Consider the following 14744-nt stretch of genomic DNA (forward strand, 5'->3'; position numbering starts at 1 on the left):
NGCCTCCGCCCGATCAGAAAAAGCCGAGCAGCTTGTAGCGGGTCTTGCGACGCGCGTCGTTCCAGAACATCCGGAACAGCAGGAACTTTGTCCACGGCGACATCGGCGGCAGCTTGTCCTTCAGCCGGTAGCAGCCGACGGTGTACTCCCAGCGCTGGGCAAACTTCTGCCGGAAGGTCTTGGCGCCATAGCGCTGAACCGATCCCGAACCCTCGATGAAATGGAACTCGGGCCCCTCCACATAGGCGACGAGATCGCGCACCACGAACTCCGTGACGATGTAGGAGGCGCCGGTCCAGGGATAGCTGAACTCGGCATAGCGCCGGAGCAGGATCTCCAGGCTGCCTTGCGACCGATAGATGCCGTAGACCCATTCGGACGGATAGCTCAGATTGCGCGGGATGTTGCCGTCGCGCACGCGCTGGGCAAAATTGAAGACGTCGCGGTTGGGGCTGGCAAGGCGTCCCTTGCCGTTGTTGATGCGCCTGACGTCCGAAACCCCGAGCAACTTGGTCTTATCCGCGTCCAGGGCGGCGACGAGGCGCGACAGGTAGTCGAGCGTCGAAAAGTCGTCGCAGGCCCTGAGGCAGAAATATTCGCCAAGCTCAGTGCCGAGGTGGAAGCACTTGAGGAAGTTTTCGTCAGCGTTGAGATGGACCTCGTTTTCGAGAACCTCGAAACGGGGATCCTTGGCCGCGAAAGCCTTGGCGATCTCCAGCGAACCATCGGTCGACCTGTTCTCGACGATGATGGCGCGAAAATCCCTGAAATCCTGATCCGCAATGCACTGCAGGCACTTTTCCAAGGTCTTCGCACCATTGAAGACCGGAAACAGAACGACGAGTTTCGCCTTCTCCATTCTCACTCCAGACATTCGCCGAGCCGCGCTTCAGGCGCGCTCAAGCCGCGTTATAAATCCGAGATCCAGCAGTTGCCTCGATCCGGTGAAGCGCACCGAAACATCCGAGGTCAATTGCAGACCGCCGGCGTTTGTTATGTTCTCCTTGATCTTCACATAGACGGCGGAGGCATCGAAATACTGCCCGCCTGCCGCGGCCGCATCGACGACCTCGGCATAATCGGCAAAGAACTTGAAATGCAGCAGTACGCCCATGGCGGCCGGAAAATTCCGGTCATAGGGCAAGGGCTGATGGATGCTGGGCCCGAAGCAGCACTCGCCGTCCCAGAACAACAGCGGATACTTGACCATCTCCAGGTCGGTTCCGAACTTGCGATAGCGCGGCCCACCCTTGACGCTGAAGGCCCGCTTCATCGCATGCATGACGTAGCCGGTGGCATCGAAATGATCGGCAATCTCCCAGGGGGCCTGTTGCTCCAGCTTCTCAACGTCGGCGCGCTCGAGATCGACCGGATACATGTCGAGCATGGGGGCGAGCATGCGGCGGGCGCCCATGCGCTCCAGCGCCGGAATGAGCCACTTCAGTCCGCGTTCCTCATAGCCGTCATAGACGAGATACTCGTCGGAATCGACATTGACGTACCATCGGCCGGTGCCATAGCGCTCGAACAGCGTTTCCCGCCATTCGCGCCCGCGCCGCGCCTCCTTGAAGCGGACGATGGACGACCAGACGTCGACGTCCGGTTGTGCCACCAGATACTCGCGCGTGCCGTCGGACGAGACGTCGTCGATGCAGATGAAGCGTGTCACCCCGAGCTTGCGGTAATGCGCCAGGAACGACGGCATCAGCTTGAGGTCGTTGTGGGTGATGAACATCAACGGGATATCGTCGGGCGACAGGGTCGCCGGCCCCCGTGCGCTCAGGCACGTCAACGCGTGCCGGCGTCTCTTTTTCCTCTCCCGCCGGGCCATCCTTTTCGTTTCCAGCCATGTGCTGAGGCGCTCGAGCGGCGTTCTTCTGAACATCTCCGCCGCCGCCTCCATGGAGGAAAAAGGATATCGCGTTTCGCCCACGGCAAGCTCCAGATCGTTTAGATTAGCAGCCTCTACGTGAAAAACCGTCTGCGATCAACTTGCGAAAATCCTGCCGATCGGAGCCTTCGAAATCAGGGCCGCTCAGGATCGTTGGCGAGCAGGATCGGCTGCCCGTGCGGCGTCGCTTCCGCCGCCCGCTGCCAGCTCAGCGTCAGGTGCTCCAGCTCACGGCCAGACGCGATCGAGAGCTCGGTGACGAGGCGCGAGAGCGCGGCTACCCAGCAATCGTAGTAGTCGCTGGCATCCGCCTTGCGGCCAGGCTTGTAAAGCTCGGCCGAAAGCGCCTCGGCCCATTCCGGCCAGGAGAACACGCCCCTTTCGTGCAGGCGCACGGTCATAGCAAACGCATTCGCCTGCCAGGGCTCGGCGAAGACCGGATCGCCCTCCGGCGATTTCGGCAGTTCGGCCGAGGCTATGAGCGGCGAGACCACCTTACACGTGTTCAAGGTAGCTCTCCCAGGCATCGATCGAGACCGTCAGCGTCGGGTCGGCGCCCTCGCCCCAGATCTCGGGCCCATCGAAGACGACGGTATAGACCCATTGCGGATTTTCGCCGCGACCATGGGCGTTGTCATCAGGGAAAACGAAGAAGCCCTGCACCGTCTCCACCCGGCCGAGCTTGGCGCGGGCGTAGCGCGGCAGCCGCGTGTGGGTCTCCGGATTGAAATTCTTCGTCTTCACCGGGTCGCCGGCAGCAAAGCGCGGCAATCCTTCGACCGGGCGGTCGCAAGGCCCGCCCTTGGCCAGAACGGCAGCCACCATGTCGGCCTTCAGCACCCGCTTCGGGCTCGCACCCGGCTCCAGCCTGTGGCCGCCATCGAGCTCGGCCTGACTTACAAAACCATGGCGTTTGAGCAGGGTCTCCAGCGCGCGGGTCCAGATCTCGTAGTAGCTCGCCGAAAGATAGGTCGCCGGCGGCAGGCTTTCGCGCGCATGCCGGCTTTCGTCGATCGTCCAGGCGCCGAACGCGCCGCAGGAGAGCGTGACCCCCAGCGCCCGCTTCTCCCATTCGCCGTGGAAATAGGGCTCGTCCTTTTCCGGCGCCACGGGGCCGAGGCCGTGCGCGCCGCCGAGATCGTGCGGACCGTTCATCGAAGCGTCTCCCCGGAAAGCCCGAGCCCCGTGCCGATCATGGCATCGCGCGTCACCAGCCCCGCGAGTTCCTCCTCGCTGAAACCGTCGGTATCGGCCGGACGCTCTGGGATCACCAGATAGCGCAGCTCCGCCGTCGAGTCCCAGACGCGGATGCGCGTTGTCTCCGGCAAGATCAGACCGAACTCCTGGAGCACCCCGCGCGGATCGATGACCGCGCGCGAGCGATAGGGCGGCGCCTTGTACCAGACCGGCGGCAGGCCGAGCACGGACCAGGGATAACAGGAGCAGAGCGTGCAGACGACGAGGTTATGGGTCTCGGCCGTATTGAACACGGCGCGCATATGCTCGCCCTGCCGGCCGGTATAGCCGAGGCTGGCGATCGCTTCGGTCGCATCGCGCTTCAGCCACTCGGCAAAATCGGGATCGACCCAGGCCTTGGCCACCACGCGGGCACCGTTGCGCGGGCCGATCTTCGTCTCATAGGTCTCGACGATCGCGTCGATCGCCGCCGGATCGATCAGCCCCTTCTCGGTCAGCACCGTTTCCAGCGCCTTCACCCGCGCTTCCATGTCGGTGAAATGGTTGTCATGGTGATGATGGTCGTGATCGTGACCATGATGGTGTTCGGACATTGCCTGGCTCCTCGCAACGGCGCACCCCTCGGGCGCAGACGGCGCTGCCTCCTCACTCGCGCGATAGTGGTAGCTGATGAGATCCGGATTCGAAATCGAATTCATCAGCGACCGGCGACCAGAATTGTCACCGTAACAAGTCCGGCCGCGACTAAACTTTGACGATACATGATGCTTTCGCGCGCAACCGCCTCCGCTGTTCTAGCCGCATGAAGGTTCTGATTCTCGGCGCCACCGGCTTCATCGGCTCGACCCTACTCGATCGTCTTGTCAGCGACGGACACATGGTAACCGGCCTCGGCCGCCATGTCGCGAGCGCGCGGCTGAAACGGCCGCAGGCGCAATGGTTCACGGCCGACCTCGCCGACATGCGCGCTGCCAGCAACTGGCGAGGGTTGGTCGAGGCCCATGACGTCATCGTCAACTGCGCCGGCGCGTTGCAGGATGGTTTGGCCGATGATGTCGGTGCGACCCAGGAGACGGCGATGCTGGCGCTTTATGCGGCTGCGAAGGCATCGCCGGTGCGGATCGTCCAGATCTCCGCACCCCAGATCTCAGCGTCATTGGGCGGCGCCGGCAGCGACAGCGCCTTCCTGGCCACCAAGTTCCGTGCCGACACGGCGCTCGCGGCAAGCGGCATCGCGCATGTCATCCTTCGCCCGGCGCTGGTGCTTGGCCGCAACGCCCATGGCGGTTCGGCCCTGCTGCGTGCCCTTGCCGCCCTGCCCTTCGCCATCCCGCTCGTGCATGTGGGGTCACGCGTCGAAACGGTCGCCATGAGCGATGTTGCAGAGGCCGTCAGCGCGGCTGTTGCCGGGCTGATGCCCGAAGGAAGCGATCTCGTGCTTGGCGACGAGACACCGCCGACGCTTGGCGAACTCGTGGCACTGCACCGTGAGTGGCTTGGCCTGCCCGCCGCCAGAACCGTCTCGTTGCCCGCAGCACTTGCAGCACCCGTCGGTTTCCTTGCCGATATCGCCGGCAGGCTTGGCTGGCGTTCGCCGCTGCGCTCGACAGCAATTTCGGTGATGGCCGGCGGCGTTTCTGCCGCGGGTTGGCCCCGAGCCCCCGGCCCGTTCCTGTCCGCCCGCCAGAGCCTTTCAGCCAATCCATCGGGCGTTCAGGATCTCTGGTTCGCCCGGCTCTACCTGCTGAAGCCGCTGATGGTCGTCGGGCTTTCGCTCTTCTGGCTGCTGTCCGGACTGATACCGCTTTTTGCCTTCGACGCTGCTCGGCAGCATTTCCTGCGGTTTCTCACCGATGGCCCGGCCACGGCGATGACGCTTGCAACCTGCCTTGCCGATATCGCCCTTGGCATTTCCGTCCTCGTCCGCCCCTTGGCGAAGCGTGCGCTGCTGGGCATGCTCGCGCTGATTTTCGGTTATCTCGCCACAGCAAGCCTCGTCGAACCCGCACTCTGGGCCGAACCGCTCGGACCGCTCGTCAAGGTCCTGCCTTCGATCCTCGCCACACTTGCGACGCTTGCCATTCTGGATGAACGCTGATGCTGCTCGAAGATGTGCTGCGCCTTGCCCATGTGATCGGCGCCGCCGTGCTCTTCGGCACCGGCGCAGGCATCGCCTTCTTCATGCTGATGGCCCGGCGCACCCGCGATGCACGATTGATCGCCCATGTCGCCGGAACGGTGGTCATCGCCGATACGGTCTTCACCGCCACGGCCGTGCTGATACAGCCAATCACCGGCTATCTGCTGGCGACGAGCATCGGCTGGTCGCTGACGGAAGGCTGGATCGTGTTGTCGCTGATCCTCTATGTGGTCACCGGTCTCTTCTGGCTCCCGGTCGTCTGGATCCAGTTGCGGCTGCGCGATCTTGCCCGTCTTGCAACGGCAAACGGTGCGTCGCTGCCACAGGAATTCGACCGGCTCTACGCCATCTGGTTTGCCTGCGGTTTCCCGGCCTTCCTGGCCGTGACCGGCATCTTCTGGCTGATGCTCACCAAGCCGCAATTCGCACTATTTTAGCATCGGCCAGAGGCTGACGACGAGCAGTACCGCCATGGTGATGTTGAACCACTTGAGCCGCGACGGCTCCGACAGCCATTGGCGGAGCGCCGAGCCGAAGCCTGCCCAGGTGGAAACGCTCGGCACATTGACCAGCGCGAAGACCAGACCGACGACCAGCACGCTGAACAGGTAGCTGTCGCTGCTGGTATAGGTCGCCATGGCCGAGACCGCCATGACCCAGGCCTTGGGGTTGACCCATTGGAAGGCGGCGGCCTGCAGGAAGGTCATCGGATTGGCGCCGGCCTTGCCTTCGCCGAGCGAACGCGAGGTGCCGATCTTCCAGGCGATCCAGACGAGATAGGCGCCGCCTGCGAATTTCAATGCCGTGTAGAGCAGCGGCACGGAGTGGAGCAGCGCGCCGAGACCGAAGCCGACGGCGATCAGGAGCAGGAAGAAGCCGGCACCGATGCCCAGCATATGCGGAACGGTACGCACGAAGCCGAAATTCACGCCCGATGCGAACAGCATCATGTTGTTCGGTCCCGGCGTGATCGATGTGGTGAACGCAAACAAAAACAACGCCAGAAGCGTATCGGCCTGCATGGTTTCCTCCGGCTCAATTGGGTCAACATAATTGACCTATTGACCGGCACCAGTCGCGAACTTGTCATGGTGACAAATTGACGACGGCCATCTCATCGACCTTGCGCGAAATTAGCCGCCTGCAGCGCGATACTGCTTTGCCCGAGGGCGTGGGCTCGAAAGCGCGATGCTTTGCGCTAGATTGCCGATCGGACAGAACAACCGCCGGTCCACCTATACGCCTGCGAGGAGAGCCCGATGCACGACCCGATCCCGACAACCACGCTATCCGATGGCCGCCAGATCCCCGTGCTTGGGCAAGGCACGTGGCGCATGGGCGACGCGCCGTCGCGCAAGAACGATGAAGTGAAGAGCCTGCAGCTTGGCCTCGATCTCGGCATGACGCTGATCGACACCGCGGAGATGTACGGCAATGGCGCCTCGGAGCGCATCGTCGGCGAAGCGGTCAGCGGGCGCCGCAACGAGGCCTTCGTCGTCAGCAAGGTGCTGCCGTCGAATGCCAGCCGGAACGGCACCGAAGCCGCCTGCGAACGCAGCCTGAAGCATCTCGGCATCGACCATATCGACCTCTATCTCCTGCACTGGCGCGGCGGCTATCCACTCGCCGAAACCGTCGCCGCCTTCGAGGCGCTGAAAAAGGCCGGCAAGATCAGCGCCTGGGGCGTGTCGAATTTCGACGTCGACGACATGGAGGAACTGTTGTCGGTGCCGGACGGAAAGAACGTCGCGGTCAACCAGGTGCTCTACAATCTCTCGCGCCGCGGCATCGAGTTCGATCTTTTGCCCTGGTGTCAAAAGCGTGGCATCGCGATCATGGCCTATTCGCCGCTCGACGAAGGCCGGCTGCTCCGCCATCCGGATCTCATCCACATCGCCAAGGCGCATCAGGCGACGCCATCGCAGATCGCGCTTGCCTTCCTCAAAACCCGTCCCGGCGTGATCTCGATCCCCAAGACCGGTTCGGCGGACCGCGCCCGAGAAAACCGCGACGCGATGGACATTCACCTGACGGCGGAAGACCTCGGCGACCTCGACCGCGCCTTCCCGCCGCCGAAGCGCAAGCGATCATTGGAGATGATCTAAACCAGCCGCCAGCTTAAGCATTACCGCAGCAACGCGCGCAGGACCGGACAGGCCTTTCTCTGGCCGGTCAGTCCTTCCAGACTTGCAACGATGCGTCTGAGACCGGCGCGTCGTCGCGTATTGGACGGCAGCTTGATCGCCGAAGCCAGCCCCAGGCGCGAAAGCAGGCGGATGAACCACCAGCCCAGATCGATCTGCCCGTCCTCGATCCCGAGCCTGGCGGATTCCGGAAAGGCGTGGTGGTTGCCGTGATAGGCTTCACCGAAGGTCACCAGACCGAAACGCGGCAGGTTGTAGCCCTGCACCGCGACGCCATCGACGCGCCACCCCTGCTCGCCGCCGCGATGGGCGAAGTGACCGACCAGCCAATGCCCTATGAGCGAGACGGAAACACGGACCGCCACACCCCAGATCACCCAGGAAATGCCACCGAAGACGAAAAGCACCAGCGCCAACGGCGCCTGCTGCAGCATCCATGTCACTTCAAGGAAGCGATAGAACCGATCCTGCGCGACACGGTCTTCAATGATAAATCGCGGCGGATGATCGAGCGCGACCACGCAATGCATCTGCCAGAAGGCGTCCTGAAGGAAAGGTCGGCGGTGCGCGAAGAGATCGTGGCAGGCCTGCTGGCGCTGCGCCCAATCGCGAATGTCATGGGCGTAGATCATGCCGAACGGCCCGGCCATGCCGACAAGCACACCGAAGGTGACGAGGATGCGCTCGAGCCAGAGCGGCGCTTCAAAGGAGCGGTGGATCAGCAGCCGGTGCATGCCAACCGAATGGCCGAGGCAGATGGTAAGGGCCGTCAGAACGATGAAGACCACAAGGGCGTCCACCGAAAACGTCATTGGCGCACCGATGACGGCCACGAGCGTCATTCCGGAGATCCAGAGCGACTTGCCCGGAACCCAGACGACCCGGCCATTCACCGGGTCGCTGCCGGGTTGCGCGATCATTCTGCCAGTCGACACGACATCCATGGCACCCTCCGTAGCGAAGTCACGACCAGTTTTTCAGGCAACACTGAAGGACCCGGTTGAAAACAACCGGCGCAGAAGTTATTTAGGAAATAAACTAATTACATATTTACCTACCAATAGGTATTTAGGCAATATCCTAATTACCTATTGGCCGACCTGCCGGCGACAAAGGAGATCTTGTGAACGACGACACGCTCAACCCTGATGCAGGCGGATCGGCGCAACGTGTGTTCAACGCCTTGTCGTCGCTGCACCGGCGCAAGATACTGGCCTATCTCTCGGCCTCCAGCCTGACGGCGGGCGAGATCGCCGAGCGCTTCAACATGAGCAAGCCCTCGGTGTCGCAACATCTGACGGTGCTGGAGAACGCCGGCCTGATCGCCAAGGAAAAGCGCGGCCAGTTCGTTCACTACACGATCGTGACCAACAATCTGATCAACACGCTGAATGGTTTTGCTCAGGAGGTCTGCCCCGTCAGCCGGCCCCTCAAGCGGGAGAGCGAAGCCAAGGCGAAGTCAAAGTAGGACAGCCCTCATCCGGCCTGACGGCCACCTTCTCCCCGCCTGCGGGGAGAAGGAAATCGCCGCGCCCGCTCGCCCCAACAAAACCGTTGGCGTCCTGCTCGTCCCTGAAAGAACTCCGGGCGGTCAGCGCACAACCGCGTCCCCTCTCCCCGCCTGCGGGGAGAGGGCTAGGGTGAGGGGCTGTCAGGGGGCGGCAGCCCGCGTAACCCACGCTGGAAATCATAGTCCCTACGGGCCGCGGTTCATGGCGGCGATGCCGTTGCGGCAGACTTGGGTCAGCCGGAGCGACTCCCGATCTCCACCACCACCTTGCCCTTGGCGTGGCCGGATTCCAGATAGGCAAAGGCTTGCGCTACATCCTTGAGCGGAAACACGCGGTCGATGACGGGCCTGATCGCCTTGGTCTCGATGAGATCGGCGAGCTCGGCAAGTTCGGCACCGCTCGGATGCATGAAAAGATAACGGTAGGAGACGCCATGTTTCCTGGCGACGGCGCGGATCCGGTAGGATGCAAGCCAGAAAAGCGACCTCAGGAACAGGCCACGGCCGAGATCCTTGCGCGCGGTTTCAGGCTCGGGCATGCCGGCGATGGAAACCACTTTGCCGCCGCGCTTGACCACGCCGAACGACTTCATGAGCGTTTCGCCGCCAACCAGATCGAAGGCGCCGTCCATGTCGCGCAACTGCTCCTCGAACCGTTCTGTCGTGTAGTCGATCACCACGTGCGCGCCGAGCTCTTCGACAAGTGCACGGCCACGCGGCGACGCCGTGGTCGTCACCTCCGCCCCCAGCCATGTCGCCAGCTGGATCGCGAAGGTGCCGACGCCGCCGGCGCCGCCGGGTATGAAGATCCGGCTGCCTTGGTCCACATGAAGCTCGTCGCGCAGCGCCTGTAAGGCCGTGAGGCCGGCAAGCGGCACGCCGGCTGCCGTGTTGAAATCGATCGATGCGGGCATCTTTGCCAGAAACTGTTCAGGCACGACCGCATACTCGGCCAAGCCGCCCATGGCCTCCTTGGGCATACGCGCAAAGACACGATCTCCCGGCGTGAAGGACGTGACGTCTTCTCCCAGCGCCTCGACGACGCCGGCAAGTTCGTTGCCCATGACAACAGGCAACGGATAGCGCTGGACGACTTTGAGCATCCCTTCGCGCGTCTTGTAGTCGACAGGATTAAGTCCTGCGGCATGCACCCGGACAAGCACCTCGCCGCGCGCCGGTCGCGGACGCGGCACGTCACGCAGCTCGGCAGCATCAGGACCGCCGTATCGCGTCAGAACAAACGCCCGCATCTGCATGAACATGACCCCGCCGCCTGATATTGCTTGTTTTGTCGGCGATTAGTCGGCGAGAAATACCGGCGAAGTCAACAGCGCGTGGCTTCCGGCGGCTTCCATCGAGGCTCCGCCTGCCCCTCATCCGGCCTGCCGGCCACCTTCTCCCCGCCTGCGGGGCGAAGGACACGCGCGGCGACGCCCTGCGTAAAAACACCCGACGCTACCTGCAACTATGGCTTTTGGAGATCAAAAAACGTTCGGCACGCGCGGCGACAGTCCCCTCTCCCCGCCTGCGGGGAGAGGGCTAGGGTGAGGGGCAGTCCCGGCGAAGGGTGAGGGATAATCTCAGCAAGGAGCCTGAGGGCAGCCCCGGCGCGAAACATGGGGCCCGCCCTAGCTTGGCGTGTGCGAGCCAGAAACGGGCGCAGGGCCGGGTGAGCCCCTCGCCCGCTGCGACTATCACATGCCCTGCGGGCCGCGGTTCATGGCCGCAATACCCGTGCGGCAGACTTCGATGAGGCCGAGTGGCTTCATGATGGCGATGAACTGCTCGATCTTCGACGGCTTGCCGGTGATCTCGAAGACGAAGTGATCGATGTTGGCGTCGATGACTGAGGCACGGAAGGCGTCGGCGAGACGCAGGGCCTCGACCCGGTGGTCGCCCGAGCCGTGCACCTTGACGAGTGCCAGTTCCCGCTCGATCGGCCGGTCGTGGCCGAGGCTTGCGGCGCGCACCGTCAGGTCGACGACGCGGTGGACCGGCACCAGCCGTTCGAGCTGGTTCTTGATCTGGTCGAGCACATGCGGCGTGCCGCGCGTCACGATGGTGATGCGCGACAGGTGCGCCTCGTGTTCCGTTTCCGAAACCGTGAGGCTTTCGATGTTGTAGCCGCGGCCGGAGAACAGGCCGATGACGCGGGCAAGGACGCCCGGCTCGTTGTCGACGAGGACCGAAAGCGTGTGGGTTTCGGCGAGCTCGGTCTCCTTGGCGATGAAATAGGCGGAGCCGGTCGGTTGAAGGTGTGCGTTCATGTCAGTTGGTTCCTCTACCTATCTCAGACGAGCTGACGGCCCTTGGCGTCGATCGCATTGGCGACCGCTTCGTCCGTGGCTTCGTCGGGCAACAGCATCTCGTTGTGAGCCTTGCCCGAGGGGATCATCGGGAAGCAGTTGGCGAGATTGGCAACGCGGCAATCGAAGATGACCGGTGCCGGCGTGTCGATCATCTGGCGGATCGCAGCGTCGAGCTCGCTCGGCTTGTCGCAGCGGATGCCGACGCCGCCATAGGCTTCCGCCAGCTTGACGAAGTCAGGCATCGCCTCGGTGTAGGAGTGCGACAGGCGGTTGCCGTGCAAGAGCTGCTGCCATTGCCGCACCATGCCCATGTACTGGTTGTTGAGGATGAAGATCTTGACCGGCAGGCCGTACTGGACCGCGCAGGACATTTCCTGGATGCACATCTGGATCGACGCGTCGCCGGCGATGTCGACGACGAGGCTGTTCGGATGCGCGACCTGGACGCCGATGGCAGCCGGGAAGCCATAGCCCATGGTGCCGAGACCACCCGAGGTCATCCAGCGGTTCGGCTGTTCGAAGCCGAAGAACTGGGCCGCCCACATCTGGTGCTGGCCGACTTCCGTCGTGATGTAGGTGTCGCGGCCCTTGCTCAGCTCAAAGAGCCGCTGGATCGCGTATTGCGGCATGATGACGTCGTCGTTCGGCGCATAGGCGAGCGAGTTGCGGGCGCGCCACTTGGTGATCGTCTCCCACCAGTCGGAGAGACGGGCCTTGTCGGCGCTCTTGGAAGCGGCGCGCCACAGGCGAACCATGTCTTCCAGAACCGTGCCGACATCGCCGAGGATCGGCACGTCGACGCGCACGTTCTTGTTGATCGACGACGGGTCGATGTCGATGTGGATCTTCTTCGAGTTCGGCGAAAACGCGTTGAGGCGGCCGGTGATACGGTCGTCGAAGCGGGCGCCGATGCAGATCATGACGTCGCAGTCATGCATCGCCATGTTGGCTTCGTAGGTGCCGTGCATGCCGAGCATGCCGAGCCAGGCCTTGCCGGAGGCCGGATAGGCGCCGAGGCCCATCAGCGTCGAGGTTATCGGGAAGCCGGTCAGTTCGACCAGCTCGCGCAGCAGATGCGAGGCTTCCGGACCGGAATTGATGACGCCGCCGCCGGAATAGATGATCGGCTGGCGCGCATTGCGCATCAGTTCGACCGCTTCCTCGATCTTCTTCAGATCGCCTTGCTTCTTCGGCTGGTAGCTCTTCTGGGTCGGAACGGCTGATGGAGGCGTATAGGTGCCGGTCGCAAACTGGATGTCCTTCGGGATATCGACGACGACCGGGCCCGGGCGGCCGGACTGGGCAACGCGGAAGGCCTCATGGATGATGCGGGCGAGATCGTTGACGTCCTTGACCAGCCAGTTGTGCTTGGTGCACGGCCGGGTGATGCCGACGGTGTCGCATTCCTGGAAGGCGTCGGAGCCGATCAGCGAGGTCGGAACCTGGCCGGAGATGCAGACGAGCGGGATGGAATCCATCAGCGCGTCCTGCAGCGGCGTCACCGCATTGGTGGCGCCCGGGCCGGAGGTGACCAGCATGACGCCGACCTTGCCGGTGGAGCGGGCATAGCCTTCGGCCATGTGGCCGGCGCCCTGCTCGTGGCGAACGAGGATGTGCTGGATATCGTCCTGCTGGTGGATTTCGTCGTAGATCGGAAGCACGGCGCCGCCCGGATAGCCGAAGATATGCTCGACGCCGTTGTCTCTCAGTGCCTGGAGAACGATCTCCGCGCCTGTCATCTGGTTTTCTGTACCGCTCATTGACTTGCTTCCGTCCCTTTTCCCAGTTGGGTGCTTAGCTTGTTTGAAGGCATAAAAAAAGGCCCCGTCAGGAGCCTCGTTCAGCGCATGGGTGGCTACCGCCGGATGGTTACACCATCCTGCCCATGCGCCGTCCCACCACAAGAATAACCGCGAAATTTTTCATGGGCCGAGTTGATAACCACAAAAGCCCAAGGCGTCAACGGCTTTTAGTTACACGATCGGGCTTCCGCGCGGAACATTGTTGCGCAAGCCGGGGCGCCCGACCCGTGGCCGGTTGAGAAAACCAGGCGGCAAGGTGCCGAAGCGGCTCATTCCGGCACCAGATCATGTCAGCCTGTCGCGCGCCGATCAGAACGCCGGCGCAGCGGCCTTGCAATCGCGTCGACACTATTTGATTAACCTGCTAGTATCCGTGACTTCCGATTGCAAGCGTACGTTTCGGCGCGCGGTATCCATCTCAAGCGCGCGAGGTGGATTTCCGTGCGATCATTTGTCTGCCATTGATCGCCACCCTCGGAGCGCTCGCTGCCGGGAGGCGACCTCATGTAAGCCAAGTGCGGCATAGAGGGAGAACAATCAGATGGTGAAGCTTGTGCAGAAAGCGGTGGTGCGTTCCACCGCGACGGTGTCGGCTGCGGTATTGGCATTAATCGTTGGCATGGGAACACCTTCAGGCGCGAAGGCCGGGGATGCTGAGGCCAAGAGCCTGCTCAAGGCCATGTCCGACTATTTGGCGGCGCAGAAGACCATATCTTTTGGTTATGATACTAATCTCGAGGTTGTTACCAAGGATCACCAGAAGCTCCAATTGGCGAGTTCTGGAACGATCGATCTCACCCGGCCCGACAAGATTCGTGCGACGCGCACTGGCGGCTTCGCCAATGTCGAGATGATCTTCGACGGCAAGACTCTCACGGTTCTCGGCAAGGACGCCAATCTCTATACCGAGGTCGAGAAGACCGGCACGCTGGACCAGCTCGTCGACGAGTTGCGGGAAAAGCTCCAGAAGCCCATGCCCGGCGCCGATCTGCTTCTGTCGAATGTCTACGATGTGCTGATGACCGACGTTGTTGACGTAAAGGACCTCGGCAGCGGCGTAATCGGCGGCACCGAATGCGATCATCTGGCATTTCGCACCAAGGAGATCGATTGGCAGATCTGGATCGCTCAGGGCGAGCGCCCCTATCCCTGCCGGTATGTCATCACCAGCAATCAGCTTGACCAAGCACCGCAATACAGCGTCCAGACCAGGGACTGGAAGACCGGCAGTGAAGTTGCTGCTGACAATTTCGGCTTCAAGAACGAGACCAACGCAAAGAAGGTCGATCCGAAGGAACTCATCGATATTGATGAACTGCCCGGCCATCTGGCCATAGGAGGCGGCCAATGACCGTGTCAAAGAAATTGAGAATTGTGCTGCTCGCCGGCATCGTCGGCTTTCCAGGACTGCAAGCGGCGGAGCGCATTCCAGCGTTGAGTTCGTACAGTTTCGTCTCGATAGCCGAGGCCAGGGTCGGGCGTCCACTTACGCCGGTCAGCGTGGCCGGAGTGGCGCGGCGCACCGTGCGCCGCTGCGCAGTTGGCGTCTACTACTGCTAAATCGCAGCCGAGAAGCTCAATGCGCTCCTATGGTCGGGTGATCAAGACGTGCAGCTACTGCATGTTTCCTTTAATCGTAGCCGGTTAAAGGACAAAAACATGCAGCAATTCAAAGTGCCAGCGACCCTTGCGCGTCTAATAAGACGCGCGGCGCTGTAGGTCACGCCGCCAACAGGCGATGCCGGCCGGGC

The 14744-nt window shown here is 62.6% G+C and carries 16 protein-coding genes; 6 read left to right on the plus strand and 10 right to left on the minus strand.

Annotated features, from left to right (window positions below; all coding sequences use genetic code 11):
• Positions 1–13: 13 nt before the first annotated feature.
• The 5 genes from ACTJKM_RS04615 to nthA all read right to left on the minus strand — a co-directional run bounded on the left by ACTJKM_RS04615 (position 14) and on the right by nthA (position 3681).
• The gene (locus tag ACTJKM_RS04615; protein ID WP_113514336.1) at positions 14–859 is read right to left on the minus strand and encodes a glycosyltransferase family 2 protein; all 846 of its coding nucleotides are present in this window, start codon (positions 857–859) and stop codon (positions 14–16) included.
• Positions 860–889: 30 nt separating this feature from the next.
• A complete protein-coding gene (locus ACTJKM_RS04620) occupies positions 890–1792 on the minus strand; it encodes a glycosyltransferase family 2 protein (RefSeq protein WP_440659944.1) in 903 nt (300 codons plus the stop codon).
• A gap of 233 nt (positions 1793–2025) precedes the next feature.
• Positions 2026–2400 (minus strand): nitrile hydratase accessory protein, encoded by a 375-nt coding sequence (locus ACTJKM_RS04625; protein WP_440659945.1) that lies wholly within the window; start codon positions 2398–2400, stop codon positions 2026–2028.
• Positions 2387–3046 carry a nitrile hydratase subunit beta gene (gene nthB / locus ACTJKM_RS04630; protein ID WP_440659946.1) on the minus strand — a complete coding sequence of 220 codons (660 nt, stop codon included), beginning with the start codon at positions 3044–3046 and terminating at the stop codon, positions 2387–2389. The genes ACTJKM_RS04625 and nthB overlap by 14 nt, the downstream gene beginning before the upstream one ends.
• Complete coding sequence (gene nthA, locus ACTJKM_RS04635) at positions 3043–3681, minus strand: nitrile hydratase subunit alpha (RefSeq protein ID WP_113514342.1); 639 nt, start codon at positions 3679–3681, stop codon at positions 3043–3045. The genes nthB and nthA overlap by 4 nt, the downstream gene beginning before the upstream one ends.
• 209 nt (positions 3682–3890) lie before the next feature.
• On the opposite strand from nthA, the gene ACTJKM_RS04640 reads away from it, so the two are divergent.
• Both ACTJKM_RS04640 and ACTJKM_RS04645 read left to right on the plus strand, forming a co-directional pair.
• Complete coding sequence (locus tag ACTJKM_RS04640) at positions 3891–5186, plus strand: SDR family oxidoreductase (RefSeq protein ID WP_113514344.1); 1296 nt, start codon at positions 3891–3893, stop codon at positions 5184–5186.
• A 2-nt stretch (positions 5187–5188) separates the two neighbouring features.
• Positions 5189–5665: a DUF2269 family protein gene (locus ACTJKM_RS04645; RefSeq protein WP_058321317.1), complete on the plus strand. Its 477-nt coding sequence runs from the start codon at positions 5189–5191 to the stop codon at positions 5663–5665.
• On the opposite strand, the gene ACTJKM_RS04650 is transcribed toward ACTJKM_RS04645, so the two are convergent.
• Complete coding sequence (locus ACTJKM_RS04650; protein ID WP_113514346.1) at positions 5657–6250, minus strand: LysE family translocator; 594 nt, start codon at positions 6248–6250, stop codon at positions 5657–5659. The two genes, ACTJKM_RS04645 and ACTJKM_RS04650, sit on opposite strands and share 9 nt — an antisense overlap.
• Positions 6251–6487: 237 nt before the next feature.
• Between ACTJKM_RS04650 and ACTJKM_RS04655 the strand changes: the two genes are divergently transcribed.
• Positions 6488–7333 (plus strand): aldo/keto reductase, encoded by an 846-nt coding sequence (locus tag ACTJKM_RS04655; RefSeq protein ID WP_113514348.1) that lies wholly within the window; start codon positions 6488–6490, stop codon positions 7331–7333.
• Positions 7334–7353: 20 nt separating this feature from the next.
• Here the strand turns inward: ACTJKM_RS04655 and ACTJKM_RS04660 are convergent, their stop codons facing one another.
• Positions 7354–8316, minus strand: a complete 963-nt coding sequence (locus ACTJKM_RS04660; protein WP_440659948.1) for an acyl-CoA desaturase — start codon at positions 8314–8316, stop codon at positions 7354–7356.
• A 179-nt stretch (positions 8317–8495) separates the two neighbouring features.
• Here ACTJKM_RS04660 and ACTJKM_RS04665 point away from each other — a divergent pair, with 179 nt between their 5' ends.
• On the plus strand, positions 8496–8840 hold the full coding sequence (locus tag ACTJKM_RS04665) for a metalloregulator ArsR/SmtB family transcription factor (protein WP_057253609.1): 345 nt from the start codon (positions 8496–8498) through the stop codon (positions 8838–8840).
• A 275-nt stretch (positions 8841–9115) separates the two neighbouring features.
• On the opposite strand, the gene ACTJKM_RS04670 is transcribed toward ACTJKM_RS04665, so the two are convergent.
• The 3 genes from ACTJKM_RS04670 to ACTJKM_RS04680 all read right to left on the minus strand — a co-directional run bounded on the left by ACTJKM_RS04670 (position 9116) and on the right by ACTJKM_RS04680 (position 12951).
• Entirely contained in the window at positions 9116–10144 is a 1029-nt protein-coding gene (locus tag ACTJKM_RS04670; protein ID WP_440659950.1) for an NADP-dependent oxidoreductase, read from the minus strand.
• 432 nt (positions 10145–10576) lie between these two features.
• Positions 10577–11149, minus strand: coding sequence for an acetolactate synthase small subunit (ilvN, locus tag ACTJKM_RS04675; protein WP_065374914.1), 573 nt, complete (start codon positions 11147–11149; stop codon positions 10577–10579).
• Between the two features lie 23 nt (positions 11150–11172).
• Entirely contained in the window at positions 11173–12951 is a 1779-nt protein-coding gene (locus ACTJKM_RS04680; RefSeq protein WP_113514352.1) for an acetolactate synthase 3 large subunit, read from the minus strand.
• A gap of 583 nt (positions 12952–13534) precedes the next feature.
• Between ACTJKM_RS04680 and ACTJKM_RS04685 the strand changes: the two genes are divergently transcribed.
• The gene (locus tag ACTJKM_RS04685) at positions 13535–14344 is read left to right on the plus strand and encodes a DUF2092 domain-containing protein (RefSeq protein WP_113514354.1); all 810 of its coding nucleotides are present in this window, start codon (positions 13535–13537) and stop codon (positions 14342–14344) included.
• Positions 14341–14553, plus strand: a complete 213-nt coding sequence (locus ACTJKM_RS04690; protein ID WP_058321281.1) for a hypothetical protein — start codon at positions 14341–14343, stop codon at positions 14551–14553. Before ACTJKM_RS04685 ends, ACTJKM_RS04690 begins: the two co-directional genes overlap by 4 nt.
• Positions 14554–14744 lie beyond the last annotated feature (191 nt).

It is taken from the genome of Ensifer sp. 22460 (assembly GCF_052044935.1).
Classification (GTDB): domain Bacteria; phylum Pseudomonadota; class Alphaproteobacteria; order Rhizobiales; family Rhizobiaceae; genus Ensifer.

Coding starts and splice junctions, on each gene's coding strand:
- ACTJKM_RS04615 (WP_113514336.1), bottom strand. CDS start 859: ATGGAGAAGGCGAAACTCGTCGTTCTGTTTCCGGTCTTCAATGGTGCG.
- nthB (WP_440659946.1), bottom strand. CDS start 3,046: ATGAACGGTCCGCACGATCTCGGCGGCGCGCACGGCCTCGGCCCCGTG.
- nthA (WP_113514342.1), bottom strand. CDS start 3,681: ATGTCCGAACACCATCATGGTCACGATCACGACCATCATCACCATGAC.
- ACTJKM_RS04640 (WP_113514344.1), top strand. CDS start 3,891: ATGAAGGTTCTGATTCTCGGCGCCACCGGCTTCATCGGCTCGACCCTA.
- ACTJKM_RS04650 (WP_113514346.1), bottom strand. CDS start 6,250: ATGCAGGCCGATACGCTTCTGGCGTTGTTTTTGTTTGCGTTCACCACA.
- ACTJKM_RS04655 (WP_113514348.1), top strand. CDS start 6,488: ATGCACGACCCGATCCCGACAACCACGCTATCCGATGGCCGCCAGATC.
- ACTJKM_RS04660 (WP_440659948.1), bottom strand. CDS start 8,316: ATGGATGTCGTGTCGACTGGCAGAATGATCGCGCAACCCGGCAGCGAC.
- ACTJKM_RS04670 (WP_440659950.1), bottom strand. CDS start 10,144: ATGTTCATGCAGATGCGGGCGTTTGTTCTGACGCGATACGGCGGTCCT.
- ilvN (WP_065374914.1), bottom strand. CDS start 11,149: ATGAACGCACACCTTCAACCGACCGGCTCCGCCTATTTCATCGCCAAG.
- ACTJKM_RS04680 (WP_113514352.1), bottom strand. CDS start 12,951: ATGAGCGGTACAGAAAACCAGATGACAGGCGCGGAGATCGTTCTCCAG.
- ACTJKM_RS04685 (WP_113514354.1), top strand. CDS start 13,535: ATGGTGAAGCTTGTGCAGAAAGCGGTGGTGCGTTCCACCGCGACGGTG.
- ACTJKM_RS04690 (WP_058321281.1), top strand. CDS start 14,341: ATGACCGTGTCAAAGAAATTGAGAATTGTGCTGCTCGCCGGCATCGTC.